1 protein-coding gene (only partly in view) is annotated in these 21,070 nt (G+C 68.8%); it reads left to right on the forward strand.

The window, feature by feature from the left end:
* On the forward strand, positions 1-21,070 hold the 5' portion of the coding sequence (locus ACIPK3_RS24565; RefSeq protein WP_402572882.1) for a hypothetical protein. Its footprint extends 9,779 nt past the window's final position; the window shows 21,070 of its 30,849 coding nt (coding positions 1-21,070); its start codon is at positions 1-3; the stop codon falls past the right edge of the window.

Here is a 21,070-nt window from a genome sequence, read left to right on the forward strand (position 1 = left end):
ATGAGCATCAAGGCATCGCCCGAAGTCAACGCGATGATCTTCATTCTCACCGGCGAGACGCTCATGGACGCCGACGAGGACCTCGCCTTCGACAGCCGTGACCCCTACGCGCGCCTGAGTCGCAAGGTCAGCCAGCTGTCCGCGCTGATCCAGAAGTCGATCCACGACATCGCCGCGTCCATGCCGGACGACCTGGCCACCGCGTACGCCGGCGCGATGAACACGCTCGTCGACGACGGCGGCAAGAACTACCTGACCGAATTCGGCGATCAGCTCGACAAGATCGCTGCGGGCCGGCTCAAGACCTCCATGGACATCATGGAGGGCAAATGGCAGGTGATCGCCGAGATCATCCGGCTGCTCATCGAGATCGCCATCTACCTCGCGATGTCGTTCTTCACCGGCGGCGCCTCGGCCAGTCAGATCATGATGGCCAAGCTGCGCAGCCGGTTCATGATCCTCACCACGATGAGCCATCTGCTCCATCGACTGCACATCGCACCCTCGCTGACCGAGGCGTTCGAGGAGGCGTTCACCACCTTCGCGGTCCGGCTGGCGATGATGAACTTCGCCCCGAACGGCCGCCGCCCCGGCGGCTTCGACTGGGGCGACATCTTCAAGTCCGCCGCGTTCGGTGCCGCCGCGGGCTTCTTCACCAGCGTCTTCGACAACTTCGCCAAGAAGATCGTCAAGGGTTACGACAACAACTTCCTGAAGAACGGTCCGGACACCAAGTTCAAGAAGAACCCGCACGACAGTCCGAACATCGACATCAAGAGCGACACCCCGAACCCCAAGCCGAACCCCCACAAGAGCGACGGCCCGAACGACGGCCCCGGACCCACCCCGCACGCGGGCGGACCCAACCGCAGCAACAACCCGTTCGCCTTCCGGAACAACTTCCCGAACAACTCCAGCCTCTGGCGGAACCAGAACCTCGCGCGCAACAACGCGGACCGGCCGGGCGCGTTGGCCGGTCACTACGGCATCAAGGGAACGGCCGACTTCCTGGCCGCCGGCTCCGGTGAGGGCCTCGGGGAGATCGTGATCAAGGGCGCCTTCGAGGGCGACTGGTCCACCAGCTGGAGCACCTTCGTCGGGGCGGGCGTCAGCAGCAAGGTCGAGAGCGGCCTCAGCCAAGCCGCGATGAACAGCGGCGCCGAACTGCGCAACGTCATCGAGAACATGCGCAACAAGCCACCCACCGTGTCCAGCGGCCACAGTGGTTCCGACGACCGGGACACCGACGACTCCTCGCGTTCCCACCACGGCGACGGCAACGAGCGCACCGACGGTCCGTCGCGTCCGAACACCATCGGCGGCGAAGGTGCCACGCTCACCTCACCCCCGCCCGTCACCCAGCAGAACAGTGATGCGCGCGAGTTCGCGGACGACCCGCCGCCGTACACGACCGAGGACCCGCCGCCGTACACCCCGGGCACACTGCCCGCGACCGCGGCCGAGAACGAGCTGTGGCAGCAGCTCCACAACAGTCCCGCCGAGCTCCACGAGCAGGCGCTGCGTGACATCGCCGCCCTGCGTGGCACCCCTCAGCCCAGCAGTACCGAGATCAACGTACGCGGCAGTGTGCACCACAACCTGTCGCAACTGCCCGAGGTCCGGGTGGTACCCGCCGGGAGCGGCCCTGCCGCCCAGGTCGACGCCGACGAGATCCGTCGCACACTCGACAGCTTCGGCACGCCGGTCACGGTGGACACCCCGCTCGCGGGGGACACCCAGCTCACGGGAGACACCCAGCTCACCACCACACCGGCGGGCACCTTCGACGACGGCACTACGACCACGGTCAACACCGGTACGGACACCCAGGTCGGCAACAACACCGTCACCCCGACCGGGCCCACGGCCCCGGCTACGCCGAGCACGGGTACCGGTACGAGCACGGGTACGGGCACTGGTACCGGCACCGGCACTGGTACGGGCACTGGTACCGGCACCGGCACGGGTACGGGCACTGGTACGGGTACGGGCACTGGTACGGGCACAGGCACTGGTACGGGCACAGGCACTGGTACGGGCACTGGCACCGGCTCCAACACCGGCACCGGTTCCAACACCGGCACAGGTGCCCGGCCGGGAGCCGCTCCGGGGACCCAGGGCAACCCGACGTCCTCCACCACCTCCCCCCAGGGGACCCGCACCCCGGTCAACACCGCCCCGGCCGAAGTCTCGCAGACGACGGACACCTCGCAGACCGCGCAGGCGCCGGAGACCGACACCACCGCAGAGCCCGGGACGGTTTCGGAGACCACCGGCTCGACGGAGACCGGCCTCACGTCGTCGGACACCGGAGACAACTCCCGTACCCCGACCGCCGACACCACCACCGCTCCGCCGAAGGTGAGCACCACCGGCTCGTTCGGCGACACCGGCGGCGTACGCGACACCAGTGACGTACACAGCCCGAACGGCGCACACGACCTCGGCACGAGCGACGTGAAGGCCAGTCCCACGCCGACCGTGAAGCCATTGCCCAGCGAGACAGGGCCGTTGACGATCGTGGTCTCGGCGGTGCCGCCGCTGGGGCAGGGAACGCCGCAGGCAGCCGAGATCCTGGACCGGGCCGGGGTCGACCGGGCAGTGGTGCTCGGTCCCGCAGTGCCACAGAACGGGACCGGACGTCCGGTACGTGCCGCCGTCGAGCTGACCCGCGAAGGCCCGGGTGCCCCGGTCCGGGTCCGCCCGCTCACCGGTCCGCCGATCGCCACGACGTCCGACGGCACGACGGAGACCACGGACACCGCCTTCCCCGGCTCCGACGTGCTGCTTCCGCTCGCCGACGCCCTCGGACCGGCGCCCATCCCGGCAGCCCGGCCGGTCACCGAGAGCATCGCGAAGGTCGACGGCGATCCGGCCGTCACGACCCCGGCCGCACCTGCGACCGTGCCCTCGAAGCTGCTCTCGGACACACCAACTCCCGTATCCACCAGAGAAGTCGGTCCCAACCCCACCACCACACCCGAGCCCGCCGCGGCCAAGCTCCTCACCCAGTCCCGCCCCTGGACCGAAACGGCGACCGACCTGCGCCTGCAGTCCGGCCACGGCAACGGCGACCGCACTGGCGGACGCGGCCCCGGAAACAAGGGCGCCCCGCCGCCGGCGCGGATCGTCACGCGCACCGCCGACGGACCGACCGTGCTGACGCTGGACGGCCACACCGTGCCGATCGCCCAGCTGCGAGGCCTGGTCGTGGACAACGGCACGAAGCCCCGACCCGGCCGTGCGGTCAAGACCTTGACCATCTCGCAGAGCCCGGCCGACGACGGTACGGCAAACGAAACGGCGCGCCGGGCGCTCCTCGGTGAGAACACCTACCGCGGTGTACGCACCAGCTCCGTACCGCCGCCCGCGGAGACCCCCGACCTCCCGCCCACCACCCGTACGGTCTTCACCGGACCGCCGACGGGGCTCCCCGGTTCGGACACCGAGCAGGGCGCCGACTACTACGTCGGGCACGGCACCTCCCGTACCGTCACGCTCGGCACCGAGGACCCGGCGCACCCCACCGTGAAGCTCAGCGGGGTGCAGTTCGGGAAGGTGCTCAAGCACTGGGCGGAGGAGAGCGACCAAAGCCGCCCCCTGGTCGTGTACTTCTGCGAGACCGGATCGCAGCCGGAGATGGCCGGCCTGCCCGCGGCACAGCACACGGCGAACGTCACCGGGCGGCCGGTGTACGCGCCGACCACCAAGGCGGGCACGGCCCGGGACAGGGACGGCAACGTCCGCGCGGTACTCACCGAGGGTCCGGACGGGCCGGGACGCTGGCGGCTCTTCACCCCGGAGCCCAGCGGTGCCGACCTGGACGCGCTGGCCCGCGACGCCGGACTGCACACGGGCCCGGGACCGGCCGACGCCTTCGCCCGAGCCCGTACCCTCCAGCAGATCCGCACCCTGCGCGATGCTCTCGGCCCGAACGCCGAACAGCGGCCGGAGAACCGGGAACTGCTCGCCGGGCTCGCCTACGCGGACGGCCTGCGCTGGCTCACCCCGGACACCGCGGCCCGCTACGGCGACGGCCGGATGACCCCGGGACTGCTGGGCCGTATGGTCACCGACTGGCACCGTGCCACGGGGCGCGGCACCATCGACACGACGGCCGGTCCCACGGCCGAGCAGTACACCGAATTCCTCAACGCCGCAGCAGAGTTGCGCAGCACCGCTCGCCCCGACACCACGCTCGACGCCCTGCTGCCCCCGCCACCGCCCGCGCTGCCGCCGACCACGCTGGTCTCCCCGCAGGACGTACGCGGTCTGTCGTACTCCCCGGCCGCACAGGTCACCTGGTCGCTCTCCAGCACCCCCCTGCCGCTCTCCGAGCTGCAACTGAGCGCCGAGGACACGGCCGAACTCGCCCTGCGCAGGCCCGACCTGGCGCCCATGCCGAGCCGCCCGGAGAGCCTCGCCGAGGACCTGACGCTGTTCAGCAGGAACCCGACGACACCCGGCACCCGGCCCACGGTGCACGCGGACGGTCATTCGTTCCAGCGCCTGGACACCCCCGACGACGGCAACTGCCTCTTCCGCGCGCTGCTCGACAGCGCGCGCGGCCAGGACATACCCCCCGCGTGGGCCGCGCGGAACGTCGCCGGGGTGCGCGAGCTGCTGCGCGACCGCATCGCCGGTTCCGAGCTGGGCACCGTCATGGACACGTCGTTCCCGGACCCGCTGTTCTCCGTGGTGGACGACCTGCGCATGCGCGCCCTGGCCGGAGTCACCGACCCGGACGAACGGAGCCGGATCACCGACGACTGGAACCAGCGCGCGCGGGCGATCATCACCAACGGTGACGTCAAACAGTGGCAGTCGATCCTGCGGAACAGCGACTACCCACAGCTCGCCGAGTTGGCGCCCACACCCGCCGACGTACGGCGGCTCGGCGCCCGGGCACTGGTCGCGGCGGCCGCCGAACGCTCCGGTCTGTGGTCCTCACCCTTCGCCGACGTGCTCCCGGAGGCGCTGGCCCACACCCTCGACCTCGACCTGCGGCTCGTCGAGACCGTGCCACCGCCGGACGGCAACGTTCGCGTCGCTGCCCCGAACCCCGCCGGCGGCATCCGCGTCAACAGCCTGAACCCGGGCGGCGCCAGCGGCACGCTGCATCTGGCCTACAACGGCAGGGACCACTACGACGCGCTGGTCCCGGCCACGGCCCCGGTCACCACCACGCCGGATCCGAACGCCGTCACCCCGCCCACGCCTCCCCAGGACCCGGACGGCTCCGACCCCTTCGGGGAATGGCTGCGCAGCATGGGCGGCATCACCGACCTCAACGATCCCGGCCCCGACACCGAGGCCCCCGACCGGGGCGACCCCGTGCCGCTGGAGACCCAGCTCGAACGGCACCGCCCGGCACGCCTGCTGACCGGCCCGGACGCGCCGCCGCCGGATCCGGCGCCGAGCACCGTCACCTTCGAGGACGGCAGCCGCCTGCCCACCGTCCTGATCAGTCCCGACGGCACCTCACCGGGCAACCCGACCGGACTCTTCACCGGCCCCGGCATCGTCACCCTGCGCTCACCCGAACTGGCGGCCAGGGAGATCCTCCGCAACCTGCCGAAGAAGCTGCGCGCCCAGTTCGACGAGGCGGAACTGCTGCGCCTGCTGATCCAGCAGCCCGCGGCGTTCACGGCCCCGCGTGGCGCGCTACTGGTCGGCCGGGAGAAGTCCGGAGTCGGCCACGAGATGCGGGTCGAGGCCATCCCGTACCACCGCTGGGAGCGCTTCTCGGACGTCAACGGCAGCACCGTCCGGGTGGACACCCTGCGCCGTGGCCAGGCAGGTGTCGGCGGCGGACGCGGCGTCGGCTTCGGGCGCCGGATGGCCGCCGCACTGAGCATGGGCCCGCCGCTCAACTGGCTGCTGAAGGTCGGCGCTTCGCTGGGCTGGACCCGCAAGACCGACTACGCCCTCGGCACCACGGCGTTCAGCCAGTCCGAGTACCGCGGCCTGGACGGCTCGCACCTGCACCTGGACGACGTCTACTACCGGGTGACGGTGGACCGCGTCACCGAGGCGCCGAAGAACACCGGCCGGGACAGCCACGACACGCCCGCGCCTGGCCCCGACTGGCAGCGCAGCCAGGTGCACGACGCGGCGTTCGGTATGCGGGACGGGCTCAGCTGGCGGCTGCCGGACGACCTCACCGTGCCCTTCACGGGGCCCCGGCGCGCGCCGGAGACCCTCACCTTCCCGGACGGAGCCGAGCCGCGAGCCCTCGACACCACCGGCCTGCACCTCACGGATCCGCCTGAGGACGTGGCCCTCGCCATCTCCGGTGCACGACCCGGCAGTTCGGCACACCGCACCCTTGTCTCGTTCGTGCGCTCCGGGCGGTTGCTCGCCCTGTTCGGTCGCCTTTCCGGGCCGGTCAGCGGGCCCGAGCTGACCCGCGGCAGCGGGCAGCACCCGATGAAGCACCTGGTCGTGGAACGGTCGGTGCCCCACCGGGCCACCCTGGTCACCGAGTCGGTCAAGTCGGAGATCCGCGACCTCACCCAGACCACGTATCAGAACCAGCGCGGCCATCTCCGCGACACCCGCTTCGGCGTCCAGGTCACCTCCGGGCCCAACTACACCATCCCCGGCGCCGAGACCGACGTACGGCTCCAGGGCGGCCCTCTGGTCAGGGCCGACCTCACCACCGGACGCGGCCACTACCTCGGCGCCGACGCGGCCCGCAAGACCACCGCCCGCGTCCGCAACCACCCGATCGCGCTCTACCGGGTGGAGCGCACGCTCATGGTGCGCAATGCCGGCGAGCCGCCGTCCGCGGCCCGCCCGATCCGGGTGGTCAGCCTGGACTGGTTCTCCACCCAGGACGCGCGCCGCCTCGCCGGCTGGGACAGCCGTACGCCCGGCCAGGCAGGCCCCAACCCGGTCGCCGAGCCGCCCGTGCCGTGGTACCTCACCAAGGAGAACCCGGTACACCTGAGCGGCCAGGTCCGCGCGGAGGGCTTCCGCCCTCTCCACCCGCAGAACCCGCTGCCGAACCAGAACCCGGTCCAGAACCAGGACCAGAGCCAGGCACCGGCACCGGATCAGGCGCAGAACCAGCCCCAGGGGCAGAACCAGGCTCAGATCCCGCCCGTGCAGCCCGTCCCCCAGGACCCCATGCACGCCTTCGCGGATGCTGTCCTGGACACCCTGCACCGCTCGTACCCGTCCCTGTTCGTCCCGCCGCTGGCGTTGCGGCACCCGCGGCTGGCCAAGTTCTGGTACGGCGACGGCCGTATGCGCACCGCGCTGCACAACGACCGCCAGGTGCGCGAGGCACTGAACCGGCCGAGCCTGGCGCAGAGCCTGGACGACCTGACCACCACCGGAGTGCCGGTCACCCTCACCGAGGACGGCAAGGTACGGCGCGGCCACCACACCCTGATCCTGAAGGCACGGCTCAGCGACCGGCAGTTCGAGTCCACGATGAGCGAACGCTCGCTGCGCAACGGGGTCATCGGCACCGAGGTCTCGGGTCAGGGACAGCAGGCGTCCACCACTCTCTCCGGCGGTGTCGAACTCGGTATCTCGCCACGGGACCACGACAAGGTGCCCGGGACCGGTGCCCCGCGCCAGATCGGAAACGTCGCCGTCGGCGCCCGCTACGCCACGACCGACCAGAAGGCGACCCGGAACTCGGTCGCGGTCACCCACGACCACCTGATGTTCCAGAACGGGAGCGATCTCTACAGCTACCAAGTGGAGCTGGACGCCTCCTTCGAGGGCCACCGCCGCCCGCGCGGCTGGACCCGGCTGGTCTCGGTCGGCCTGCTCGGTGCGGGCGTCTTCGTCAGCAAGGTCGAGGAACATCCGCTCTTCAGGCGGGGCAGCGAGACCATCGGCCGGGTGGAGCTGGCCGTACCCGCGGCGCACGGCTCCGACCGCCACGCCCCCGCCGACCCGCCGCCCGGCGGCCCCGCACCGGCGGCGGCCCCCGCCCCGCAGCGGCTCCCCGCCATCGAGGCGGACCAACTGCTCGACGGCACCCGCCCGTTGCCTCGGGCCAACTCGGCCGACCGCGAGCTCACCAAGAAGCTGCTCAGCGCTCCGCACGTGGTGCTCAGCACCGAGGGCGGCCCCCAGCGCCAGCAGCTGATGCAGGACACCGCGGACCGCGCCTCGGGCACCTCCTGGCACGTCAGCGCACCCGGCGCCCCGGTACGCAGCGCGCTGCGCCGGGCGATGGCGAACCTCAGCGTGGCCGGCCAACTCGGCCAGTATCTGGGTCCGTTCGGTTCACGGATCACCGGACTCAACGGCACCGGACCGCTGCGGACCCACTATCTGAAGGCCGCGATCCGGGGCGAGCTGGAGAACCTGCGGGTCAAGAGCGACCCGAAGCCGGCCACCCTCGAAGCAACCGTCGGCAACGAACACCGCATCGTCGGCAGCGCGAGCAGCGCCTCGCGCACCACCATCGGCCTCCAGGGTGCCGACACGCCGCTTCAGCAGGCCCCCGGCAAGCAAGCGGTGAGCGGCACCTACGCCACCGCCCTCCAGTACGCCTGGGGCAAGGGCCGTAGCGTCTCCGCCACCCTCACCCGGGGACGCAACACCACCCTCACCTACGCCGGCCGGATGTACCTCGTGGTCGCCGACGCCGCCGAGACCATCGCGGTACGGGACCGGTGGACGGCCGCGATGGGCACGGTGGGAACCAAGGCCGGGGCCCGGATCAGCTCGGCGGCCGGGCGGCTCAACGGACGCCTCGGCCGCGGCCTCGCCCCGCGCCGGGCCGCCGCCGCGCTCCAGCGCATCCGCGACGCGGTGATGTTCCATCTGCCGATGCAGGACGTCATCGAGGCCGGACTGGCACCTGACGGCCTGGGCACCAACACCCCCCGCAACCTCGGCGGCGGCTACCGCGTGCCCGGCTTCCTGCGCAGCCGACGCTTCCCCACCCACCCCAGCGGCCAGCTCGATGCGAGCCAGGCGGCACAGCAGCTGATGTCGCGCATGTCGAAGATCGGGGTGCCCTCACACGACCGGGAGCAGGTTCTCCAGCGGATCTCCCCGGACTTCCTCAACGCCAACCTGCACGAGTTGTCGACCGACGGGATGAGCCTGCCGGTCCGCTACCGCGCCTTGTCCAGTCCACACCACCTGCCGGTCGGCGGCAGCCCCGGGCAGGTCCGTTTCAAGCTGACCCCGGTCACCACCACCGTGGAGCGGCTGCGTACCGGCTTCGAGCTGGAGGACTACCGCAACACCGCCCGCGACGACGCGGAAGTGGTCTCGCAGGACCGCGGCGGCGACGTGACACTGGGCGTCGGCCAACGCACGGGCGACAGCGGCCCCCTCACCGCGAACCCGTCGGTCCAGGGCACCGCGGCGAAACAGCGGTCGAGTGGGCGGGCCGAGACGGGCGGCACCACCGCACTGCCGAACATCGCCACCACCCAGGCGCACGCCGAGATCCGCACCACGTACATCCTGACCGTCAGCATGCAGGACGCGAACGGTGACCTGCTCGCCCCGCGTGCCGTCGTCTCGGTCGGCAGCCTCAACGAGATGCTCCCGGCCGGCCTGCTCACCCCGGTCGGCGACGACGCCGACGTCCTGCTCACCGAGCAGAACGTGCCGGAACCGGAGCGCGCGGTAAGGATGCTGACGGCACCTCAGGCCGACGCACGGAGCATCGCCGACTGGCGCACCACCGGCACCGGCACCGGCACCGGCACCGGCACAGAAACCGGCACCGACGACAGCGCTGACGCGGACGACGACATCCTGCCCTTCGACGACCGGATCGGCTCCGGCATCCTCGCCGTGGACATCCTGGGCTCGTCCAACGTCTACAACGCCCTGACCCTCGCCACCGCCCACGCCGACGGCATCGGCGACAAGGACCTCGGCAGGCGGCTCGCCGGCGACGCCCTCGACAAGAGTGTGCGCAAGGCCCGCCGGACTCCGCTCACCGGCCTCGGCACCGCTCCCGCCCAGGCCCAGCAGGAGGCCACCACCCAGGGCGGTCTGACCGCCGGCTTCCGCGAGGCACTCGGGTCGAACGGCTCCCCGCTGCCCACCCAGGCATCGGCCAGGCTCCTCGGCCAGTCCCACACCGCAGACTCCCGCCTCTACGCGAAGATGCACCGCAACGGCGCCCGACTGCTCGCCGTCGAGAGCAAGCCGCGCATGGAGGCCATGCAACGGGCGAAGACCTCCGACACGCTCGAGCCCGGCATCGGCGACAACGTCGAGGGCGTGGTGGGGACCGCGCCACTGACGGGCAACACCAACGCGGGCATCATCAACCCGGGAACCTCCGCCCCGATCGCCGGTGCGAACGACACCGCCGGGCTCAAGGGCGCGGCGGACACGACCTCCGGCACCCACCTCAAGGTCGTCACCGACCGCAGCATGCTCTTCGCGGTGCCGGTCAGCTGGCTCGCGGTGGCCGAGGCGGACCATCGCGTCACCGACAGCCGCCCCCTTCGCGCACTCGGCAAGGCCAAGCGCGGACCGCGCGCCGCCGAGGCCGAGACGACGGCCCTGGTCTGGCTGCGGGAGGACATCGCCCGCGACTACGGCCTCCTCACCGACACCACGTTCCCCGACGAGGTCCGCACCGCCTGGGAGGACATGACCAAGGCGGCAGGCGACCTCGCCACGGCCGAGAAGAGCTACTACGACGCCCGGGCGCGGGCCCGGGAGACCTGGCTGGACCTGAGCGCCGAGGAACAGGCCGCGCTCGGCGAAGAACACCCCGACACGGCCACAGCCACGGCCCCGCCGCGGGCGGTGCCCCAGTCCCCGGCCGTCACCGCCTGGCAGGCCGCCCGGGACGAGGTCCGCCTCTGGGAGCAGCGCACCGACTCCGCCGCCACCGAGCACCACCGGCTGCACCTCGCCGCCTCCCGCCTCACCGCCCACCACCAGAACCCGGCCTCGGGTCCGGCGCCGGACGCCTCACCGGAGTACGCCAAGCCGGGATGGCGCTCCGAGGCACCCGACCCGTACACGATCACCGATGGCAACGGCTCCACCCCGCGCACCATCACCTCACCGGACGGCACCACGGTGCGCGAGGTGCACGAAGTACCGCACGACGGCGCCTCGTTCTTCCACTCGCTGCTCGCCGCCGCCCAGGTTCGCGGTCGACTGCCGCACCTGCTGGGTGACGACCTCGCCGCCCGGTTCACGGCCGAGCCCGGCGACCTGGGCGTCACCGCGCTGGCCGTCTGGACCGCCCGCAACCGCCTGGCCTGGGCACTGGGCGAAGACGCCAACGCGGACCTGCTCGACGCCCTCGCCCTCGACACCGCGGACACCTTCACCCAGGGCGAACTCGACTACGCGGGCGTGCGGCTCAGCCCCGCGCAGCAGGCCGAGTTCGACGCCTTCGGCCGTCTCCCGGTGACCTTCTGGCCGACGCCCGCTCAGCGGGTGGCGCTGGCCACCGCGGCCCTGCTCCTCCGCCCGTTCGCGACCGAACCCCCGCGGGGCGGCACGGCGAGCCCGGCCGGGGAATCGGCACCGCCCGAGCGCCGCGCGGGCGACCACGGCGGCGCCGACCTGCTGCCCGCCCTCGCCGCCCGGGTCCTCGGCACCCCGCTCACCGTGGTCACCGACGCGGGCCGTGAACAGCTCTTCCTCCCGCACGGCGGCGACCCGGCCACGGTCGACCCGGCGACGGACCCGGTCCTCTTCACCGCCGACGGCTTCTTCCACGCCGCCCTGCCGACCGACACCCCGCCGCCGGTCGCGACTCCGCTGCCCGCGTCGGCGCCCGCGATCACCGGGACGCCGGGTACGGACGCCACGCGCCCCACGGAGCAGCCGTCCGCGCACCGCAGCCACACCACCCTGCCCTGGATGCCGCCCGCCGACAGCACCGGCCCGCGCTACCGCCTCGACCGGGACAGCGTGCTCACCGCACCCGACGGCGCCACCTACACCCAGGGCACACCCACCGGCCGCGGCAACGGCTTCTTCGGCGCCCTCTCCGCGGCCCTGCACCACGCCGCCGAACAGCCCGGCATCGACCCCCGTGAGGCGACACGGCTGCGCAACCGCGCCGGGGCGCCGCCCGCCCGGCTGATGCGCCTGAACGGCATCCCCGGCGACCCGGCCCAGCACACCTCGCTGTTCAATCCGCCGTCGCCGCCGGACCGCCCCGGCGCGCCCGAGCCGACCAGGGAAACCCGAGACCTCTACCTGCGCCGCCACCTCACTGAAGCGCCATGGGGTCCGCAGGCCGACCGCGCGGTCGCCGAGTGGGCCGCAGCGGCCACGGGAACCACCGTCACCCTGATCGAGGAGAACGGCACCGCCCACACCTATCCGGGCCCCGCCGGCGACCGCGGACCCCACCTTCGACTCCGCCGCCGAGGCGGCGACTTCGTCCCCCTGATCCTCCACACCCCGGCACCCGAGGAGGAGGCGTACGACCTCAGCACCCTGTCGGGCGCCGACACCGAGATGGATCCGGGCACGGACGCCGTGAGGCCCCGGCTGCCGCAGAGCCCGCGCGTCGATCCGTCGCCGGAGTCACCCGCTCCGAGGCAGCGTGATCGTCGTCCGCGTTATGTGGTGCGGTCGGGCTTTGACGCGCGTCGATTCAAGTACCAGGGCACGCCGGTCACCGATCTCACGGTGCGGTTGGCGGTGCGTGGCGGGGATGGTGATGTCGCGCGTGTGCGTGAGCAGCTCGACGCGGGTGTGAAGGAGTTCCTGAACGACCCGGCTTACGGTCTTCCCAACGGTGACCGACTCCACGTGACGGTCGAGTACGTCGATCCGTCGGATTCTCCGCATCTGGTTGTGGACCTTGCGGGTCGGGACCAGGCGATGCATCAGAGCGTGTGGTGGGCGGACGCCAGCCCGGCGCAGTTGGTGCACGAACTGTCGCATCAGCTGGGTCTGCGTGACGAGTACCGGGATGCGGATGCTCCGCACCGCCCCCATGTACCGGGCAGCCTGCTGGGCGACCTGCGCGTGGCCCCGGAGGATTCCACGCTCACCGCTGGTGGGTTGCGTGGCCGGCACTTGGCTCTGCTCGGTGCGCAGATCGGGGATGTGCCTGAGGGGCCGAAGGGGGAGACCGAGCAGACTTGGGAGGACGCCCGTACCGGGAGTGCGCCCGTTCTGCGTGAGTCGGTGTGGGTGGACCCGGTGTCTCTGCCGCAGTCGGCTGACAGTGCTGAGGTTCCGCCTCATGTGTTGTCGGGGGATGCGGCGGCGCCGCAGTATCTTCCCTTCGGTTCGGGGAATTTCGAGTTCACGAACTTGAAGTTCACGGATGATGCGTATCGTGACAAGGCGATGCGGATTATTGATCTGTTGGGGCGTCATCCGACGATCCGTGACTTCATCGGTGGTCGTCCGTGTCGTATCACGCTGCATGTGCGTACGGCGGAGACTCCGGCGGATGTGAGTGACCGGGGTGCTGCGGGTGTGCAGATCAACCTGGCGAGTTACTACTTCGAGAAGTACGACGTCGGCTATGTGATGGGGATGCTGGCGCATGAGATCGGGTTGCATCCGCTGGCTGCGCGGGATCCGGAGATCCCTGAGCAGGAGGCGGATCTTTACAGTCTGCCGCTGCCGGTTCCGGGGCTGACCCATCTGAATCCTCCGCGCACGATGAACACGGATGGTGCGGGCCAGGCGGATCACGTCATGGCGGCGTTCCCGAATACGCTGCGGCACGGTATTTACCGGAATATTGTGTTGGGGATGGCTGACATGCTGGCCCGGGATGCGCGGGCTGGTGTGCCGGGTGCCAGGGCGAAGGATGTCACGGATCTGATCGACTGCTATTTGATGGATTTGGCGTCGATTGCGATCACCAATGACTATCGGGTGAATGCGGCGAAGGAGCCTGCGAACACGGCCAGGGTGTACAACGCGTACAAGGCGTTGTTGGCTGGTCGTATGGCTGAGGACAGTCCGGCTCGGGCACTGCTGCCCGGGGATAAGGGCATGTTCGGTGTTGCTACGGACTTCGCGAAGCTGGCCAACAGTCTCGGGTGGAGGAATCGTGGCGCCAGCATTCAGCAGCCGGTCCCGTCCGACGAGGTCAGCCCGAGGCTCCCGCAGACGACCGGCAACGAGCAGCAGACCCAGGAAATCAGTCAGTCGGCTCCGGAGTTGCAGGGATCACGCGACCGTCGTCCGCGCTTTGTCGTGCGGTCGGGTTTTGACGCGCGGCGGTTCTCGTATCGGGGTAAGCCGGTCACTGATCTCACGGTGCGGTTGGCGGTCCGTGGTGGGGACATCCAGATCGCGCATGTGCGTGAGCAGCTCGACGCGGGTGTGAAGGAGTTCCTGAACGATCCGGCTCATCGCCTGCCGAACGGTGACCGGCTGCATGTGACGGTCGAATACGTCGATCCGTCGGACTCGCCTCACCTGACCGTGGATCTTGCGGGTCGGGACCAGGCGATGCACCAGGGCACGTGGTGGGCGGATGCCACGCCGTTGCAGTTGGTGCACGAACTGTCCCATCAGCTGGGTCTGCGTGATGAGTACCGGGATGCGGATGCTCCGCACCGCCCGCACATTCCGGGCAGCCTGCTGGGTGACCTCAACCAAGCGCCCGAGGATTCCTCACTCGCTGCCGGCGGGCTCCGTGGCCGGCATCTGGCCCTGATCGGTGCCCTCGTCGGTGACATTGACGAGCCTGGAGGCGAGCAGAACGCCGAACAGACTTGGGCGGACGCCCGAACCGGTGCGACTCCGATCCTCCGTGAGTCGGTGTGGGTCGACCCTGTGTCCCTGCCCCGACGGGCCGAGGGCACCGAGATTCCGCCGCACATGGTGCAGGAGTATGTGCCGTTCGCGGTGGACAACTTCGAGTTCACGAATCTGAAGCACAGTAATGCGAAGTATCGTGCCAAGGCGGCGCGGATCATTGATCTGCTGCAGAAGCATGACACGATCCGGGGTTACGTCGGTGGTCGCCCCGTTCGTATCACGCTGCATGTGCGCACGATGGAAACTCCGGCCGATGTGACGGATCTGGGTGACGCGGGCGTTCAGATCAATCTCGCGAGTTATTACTTCGAGAAGTACGACATGGGCTATGTCATGGGGATGTTGGCCCATGAGATCGGTCTGCACCCGCTTGCTTCACGAAACAGGGGGATCCGCGGGGAGGAGGATCTCCTTGCGGCGATGCCGCTCAAGGTGCCGGGATTCCCCGACGAGGCACTCCGCTTCATGAACACGTTGGACGCGGGGCAGGCGGACCACATCATGGCGGCCTACCCGGAGACCATCCGGCACGGTATCTACCGCGACATTGTGTCGGACATGGCGCATGTCCTGGCGGCCGATGCCGAGGAGGGTGTGGCGGGAGCCAAGTCCAAGGATGTCACCGGCCTCATTGACTGCTATCTCATGGATCTGGCGACGATTGCCGTCTCCAGCGATCAGCGCACGAGCGCGGGGTGGAAGCCTGCTGACACGGCGACGGTCTACAACGCATACAGGGAGCAGTTCCTTGCTCAGTTGTCGGCGGACAGTCCCGTTCGGCGGTTGGTGCCGGGCACGAAGACCCGGTTCGGTGTCGGCGGGAACTTCCTCGGTCTGGGCGCCAGTGTGTTCTTCATCAACTCCGGTGACAGCATTCAGCCCCAGTCACAGCCCCAGACTGCTGCTCCGGAGCAGAGCAGCAGCGGCAACCCAGGTGAGGTCCGCCCCCGGCTTCCCCAGGCCGACGCGGCCACCTTGCCCGCGCCGCACACGCAGCAGGAGTATGTGCCGTTCTCGGTGGAGAACTTCGAGTTCACCAACCTGAACCACACGAACGAGAGGTACCGCGAGAAGGCGGCGCGGATTATCGATCTGCTGCAGAAGCACGACGCGATCCGGGATTACGTTGGTGGTCGTCCCGTTCGTATCACCCTGCACGTGCGGACGACCGAGACGCCGGCCGATGTGACGGATCTGGGTGATGCGGGCGTTCAGATCAATCTCGCGAGTTATTACTTCGAGAAGTACGACATGGGTTACGTCATGGGGATGTTGGCCCATGAGATCGGTCTGCATCCTCTTGCCTCGCGGAACCGGAGGATCCGTGAGGAGGAGGATCTGTTCGAGGCGATGCCGCTGAGGGTTCCTGGTTTCCCGGACGATGCGCCTCGTTACATGAACACGTTGGATGCGGGTCAGGCGGACCACATCATGGCGGCCTCTCCGCAGACGATCAGGCACGGCATCTACCGGGACATCGTCTCGGGGATGGCGCATGTCCTGGCGGCCGACGCGGAAGCCGGTGTGGCGGGAGCCAGGGCCAAGGACGTCACCGACCTCATCGACTGCTATCTCATGGATCTGGCGACGATCGCGGTCACCAGTGACCGGCGCAGGAACGCGGCCTGGGAACCGCGGAACACGGCGAGGGTCTACAACGCCTACAAGCAGCAGTTCCTGGCCCAGTTGCCGGCGGACAGTCCCGTTCGAAAGCTGATGCCGGGCGACAAGGGCATGTTCGGTGTCGGAGGGAACTTCCTCGGCCTGGGTGCCCGCCTCTCGTTGGCCAACTCGGGCGCCAGCATTCATCCGCGCCTTTCGCAGACACCGTCCGTTGATCAGTCGGCGGAGCCCCCCGCTCCGAGGTCGCGTGATCGTCGCCCGCGCTATGTGGTGCGCTCGGGCTTTGACGCGCGTCGATTCAAGTACCTGGGTAAGCCGGTCACCGATCTCACGGTGCGGTTGGCCGTTCGGGGTGGGGACAGCCAGGTTGCGCATGTGCGTGAGCAGCTCGATGCGGGCGTGAAGGAGTTCCTGAACGATCCGGCTTACGGTCTTCCCAACGGTGACCGGCTGCATGTGACGGTCGAGTACGTTGATCCGTCGGATTCGCCGCATCTGACGGTGGATCTGGTGGGCCGGGACCGGGCGATGCATCAGAGCGTGTGGTGGGCGGACGCCAGTCCGCTGCAGTTGGTGCATGAACTGTCGCATCAGCTGGGTCTGCGTGACGAGTACCGGGATGCGGATGCTCCGCAGCGTCCCCACATTCCGGGCAGCCTGCTCGGTGACCTCACCCGAACCCCTGAGGATTCCTCACTCGCTGCTGGTGGGTTGCGTGGCCGGCACTTGGCTCTGATCGGTGCGCTGGTCGGGGATGTGGCTGAAGGGCCGAAGGGGGAGACCGAGCAGACTTGGGACGAGGCGCGTACCGGTAGTGCGCCGACTGTGCGTGAGTCGGTGTGGGTGGACCCGGTGTCTCTGCCGCAGTCGGCTGACAGTGCTGAGGTTCCGCCTCATGTGTTGTCGGGGGATGCGGCGGCGCCGCAGTATCTTCCCTTCGGTTCGGGGAATTTCGAGTTCACGAACCTGAAGTTCACGGATGATGCGTATCGCGACAAGGCGATGCGGATTATTGATCTGTTGGGGCGTCATCCGACGATCCGGGATTACATTGCCGGTCGTCCGTGTCGTATCACGTTGCATGTGCGTACGGCGGAGACTCCGGCGGATGTGAGTGACCGGGGTGCTGCGGGTGTGCAGATCAACCTGGCGAGTTACTACTTCGAGAAGTACGACGTCGGCTATGTGATGGGGATGCTGGCGCATGAGATCGGGTTGCATCCGCTGGCTGCGCGGGATCCGGAGATCCCTGAGCAGGAGGCGGATCTTTACAGTCTGCCGTTGCCGGTTCCGGGGCTGACCCATCTGAATCCTCCGCGCACGATGAACACGGATGGTGCGGGCCAGGCGGATCACATCATGGCGGCGTTCCCGAATACGCTGCGGCACGGTATTTACCGGAATATTGTGTTGGGGATGGCTGACATGCTGGCCCGGGATGCGCGGGCCGGTGTGCCGGGTGCGAAGGAGAAGGATGTCACGGATCTGATCGACTGCTATTTGATGGACTTGGCGTCGATCGCGATCACGAACGATTACCGGGTGAATGCGGCGAAGGAGCCGGCGAACACGGCCAGGGTGTACAACGCGTACAAGGCGTTGTTGGCGGATCGTATGGCTGAGGACAGTCCTGCTCGGGCACTGCTGCCGGAGGACAAGGGCAGGTTCGGTGTCGCTACGGACTTCGCGAAGCTCGCCAGCAGCCTCGGGTGGAACAACCGTGGCGCCAGCATTCAGCAGCCGATCCCGTCCGACGAGGTCAGCCCGAGGCTCCCGCAGACGACCGACAACGAGCAGCAGACCCAGGAATCCAATGAGTTGATTCCGTCGGCGACAACCCCGGAGTTGCAGGGTTCGCGCGATGGCCGTCCTCGTTTTGTGGTGCGGTCGGGTTTTGATGCGCGGCGCTTCTCGTATCGGGGCAAGCCGGTCACCGACCTCACGGTGCGGTTGGCGGTTCGTGGCGGGGACAGCCAGGTCGCGCATGTGCGTGAGCAGCTCGACGCGGGTGTGAAGGAGTTCCTGAACGACCCGGCTCATCGCCTGCCGAACGGTGACCGGCTGCACGTGACGGTCGAATACGTCGACCCCGCGGACGCTCCGCATCTGGTTGTGGATCTTGCGGGTCGGGACCAGGCGATGCACCAGGGCAGGTGGTGGGCGGATGCCACGCCGTTGCAGTTGGTGCACGAACTGTCCCATCAGCTGGGTCTGCGTGATGAGTACCGGGATGCGGATTCCCCGCACCGCCCGCACATTTCGGGCAGTCTGCTGGGTGACCTGAATGTGGCCCCGGAGGATTCCTCGTTGGCTGCTGGTGGGTTGCGTGGCCGTCATCTGGCGCTGATCGGTGCGCTGGTCAGTGATGTTCCTCAGCGGCCGCGCTCCGGGCAGGACACGGAACAGACTTGGGAGGACGCCCGGATCGGCACTGCGCCGGTTCTGCGTAAGTCCGTGTGGGTGGACCCGGTGTCTCTGCCGCAGTCGTCTGACAGTGCGGAGGTGCCGCCTCATGTGCAGCAGGAGTATGTGCCGTTCGCGGTGGACAACTTCGAGTTCACGAACCTGAAGCACAGCAATGCGAAGTACCGCGAGAAGGCGGCGCGGATCATTGATCTGCTGCAGAAGCACGACACGATCCGGGACTACATCGGTGACCGGCCGTGCCGCATCACCCTCCACGTCCGCACTACCGAGACACCGGCCGACGTGCAGGACTTGGGTGACGCGGGCGTTCAGATCAATCTCGCGAGTTATTACTTCGAGAAGTACGACATGGGCTATGTCATGGGGATGTTGGCCCATGAGATCGGTCTGCATCCTCTTGCCTCGGGGAACCGGAGGATCCGTGAGGAGGAGGATCTGTTCGAGGCGATGCCGCTGAGGGTGCCTGGTTTCCCGGACGATGCGCCTCGCTACATGAACACGTTGGATGCGGGTCAGGCGGACCACATCATGGCTGCGTATCCGCAGACGATCCGGCACGGGATCTACCGGGACATCGTCGCGAAGATGGCGCATATCCTGGCAGCGGACGCCGAGGCCGGTGTGGTGGGAGCCAGGGCCAAGGACGTCACCGGCCTCATCGACTGTTACCTCATGGACCTGGCGACGATTGCTGTCTCCAGCGATCAGCGCAGGAGCGCGGCGTGGAAGCCTGCTGACACGGCGACGGTCTACAACGCGTACAGGGAGCAGTTCCTCGCTCAGTTGTCGGCGGACAGTCCCGTTCGGCGGTTGGTGCCGGGCACGAAGACCCGGTTCGGTGTCGGCGGGAACTTCTTCGGTCTGGGCGCCAGTGTGTTCTTCATCAACTCCGGCGACAGCATCCAGCCCGAGCCCCCGGCGGAGAGCAGTGGCAGTACCGGCGAGGTGCGTCCGCGTCTTCCCCAGGCCGACACGGGCACATCGCCCACGCCGCATACGGTGGAGGAGTATGTGCCGTTCGCGGTGGACAACTTCGAGTTCACGAACTTGAAGCACGACGTTCCGAAGTACCGTGAGAAGGCGGCGCGGATCATTGATCTGCTGCAGAAGCACGACACGATCCGGGGTTACGTCGGTGGTCGCCCCGTTCGTATCACGCTGCATGTGCGCACGATGGAGACTCCTGCGGATGTGCAGGATCTGGGTGATGCGGGCGTTCAGATCAATCTCGCGAGTTATTACTTCGAGAAGTACGACATGGGCTATGTCATGGGGATGCTGGCCCATGAGATCGGTCTGCACCCGTTGGCTGCGCGGAACAGGGGTATCCGCGTGGAGGAGGATCTGCTCGAGTCGACGCCTCTGCGGGTGCCGGGGTTCCCGGACGATGCGCCTCGCTTTATGAACACGTTGGATGCGGGTCAGGCGGATCACATCATGGCGGCCTCCCCGCAGACGATCCGGCACGGTATCTACCGGGAGATCGTGTCGGACATGGCGCATGTCCTGGCGGCCGACGCGGAAGCCGGTGTGGCGGGGGCCAGGGCCAAGGACGTCACCAGTCTGATCGACTGTTACCTCATGGATCTGGCGACGATTGCTGTCTCCAGCGATCAGCGCAGGAGCGCGGCATGGAAGCCTGCTGACACGGCGACGGTCTACAACGCGTACAGGGAGCAGTTCCTTGCGCAGTTGCCGGCGGACAGCCCTGTCCGGCGGTTGGTGCCGGGCACGAAGACCCGGTTCGGCGTCGGCGGGAACTTCTTCGGTCTTGGTATGAGCCTCTCGTTCGCCAACTCCGGAGACAGCATCCACACGAGCAGTTCCGGTGAAGTCCGGCCCCGTCTTTCACAGCTTCCGTCCGTCGATCAGTCTGCGGAGCCCCCCGCTCCGAAGCCGCATGACCGGCGTCCTCGTTTTGTGGTGCGGTCGGGTTTTGACGCGCGGCGGTTCTCGCATCGGGGTAAGCCGGTCACTGACCTCACGGTGCGGTTGGCGGTGCGTGGCGGGGATGGTGATGTCGCGCATGTGCGTGAGCAGCTCGACGCGGGTGTGCGGGAGTTCCTGAACGATCCGGCTCATCTCCTGCCGAACGGTGACCGGTTGCATGTGACGGTCGAGTATGTGGATCCGTCGGATTCGCCTCACCTGACGGTGGATCTGGTGGGTCGAGACCGGGAGATGCACCAGAGCGCGTGGTGGACGGATGCCAGTCCGGTGCAGTTGGTGCACGAACTGACGCATCAGCTGGGTCTGCGCGACGAGTACCGCGATGCGGATGCTCCGCACCGCCCCAACATTCCGGGGA

This window comes from Streptomyces sp. NPDC086787, assembly GCF_044745865.1.
GTDB lineage: Bacteria > Actinomycetota > Actinomycetes > Streptomycetales > Streptomycetaceae > Streptomyces.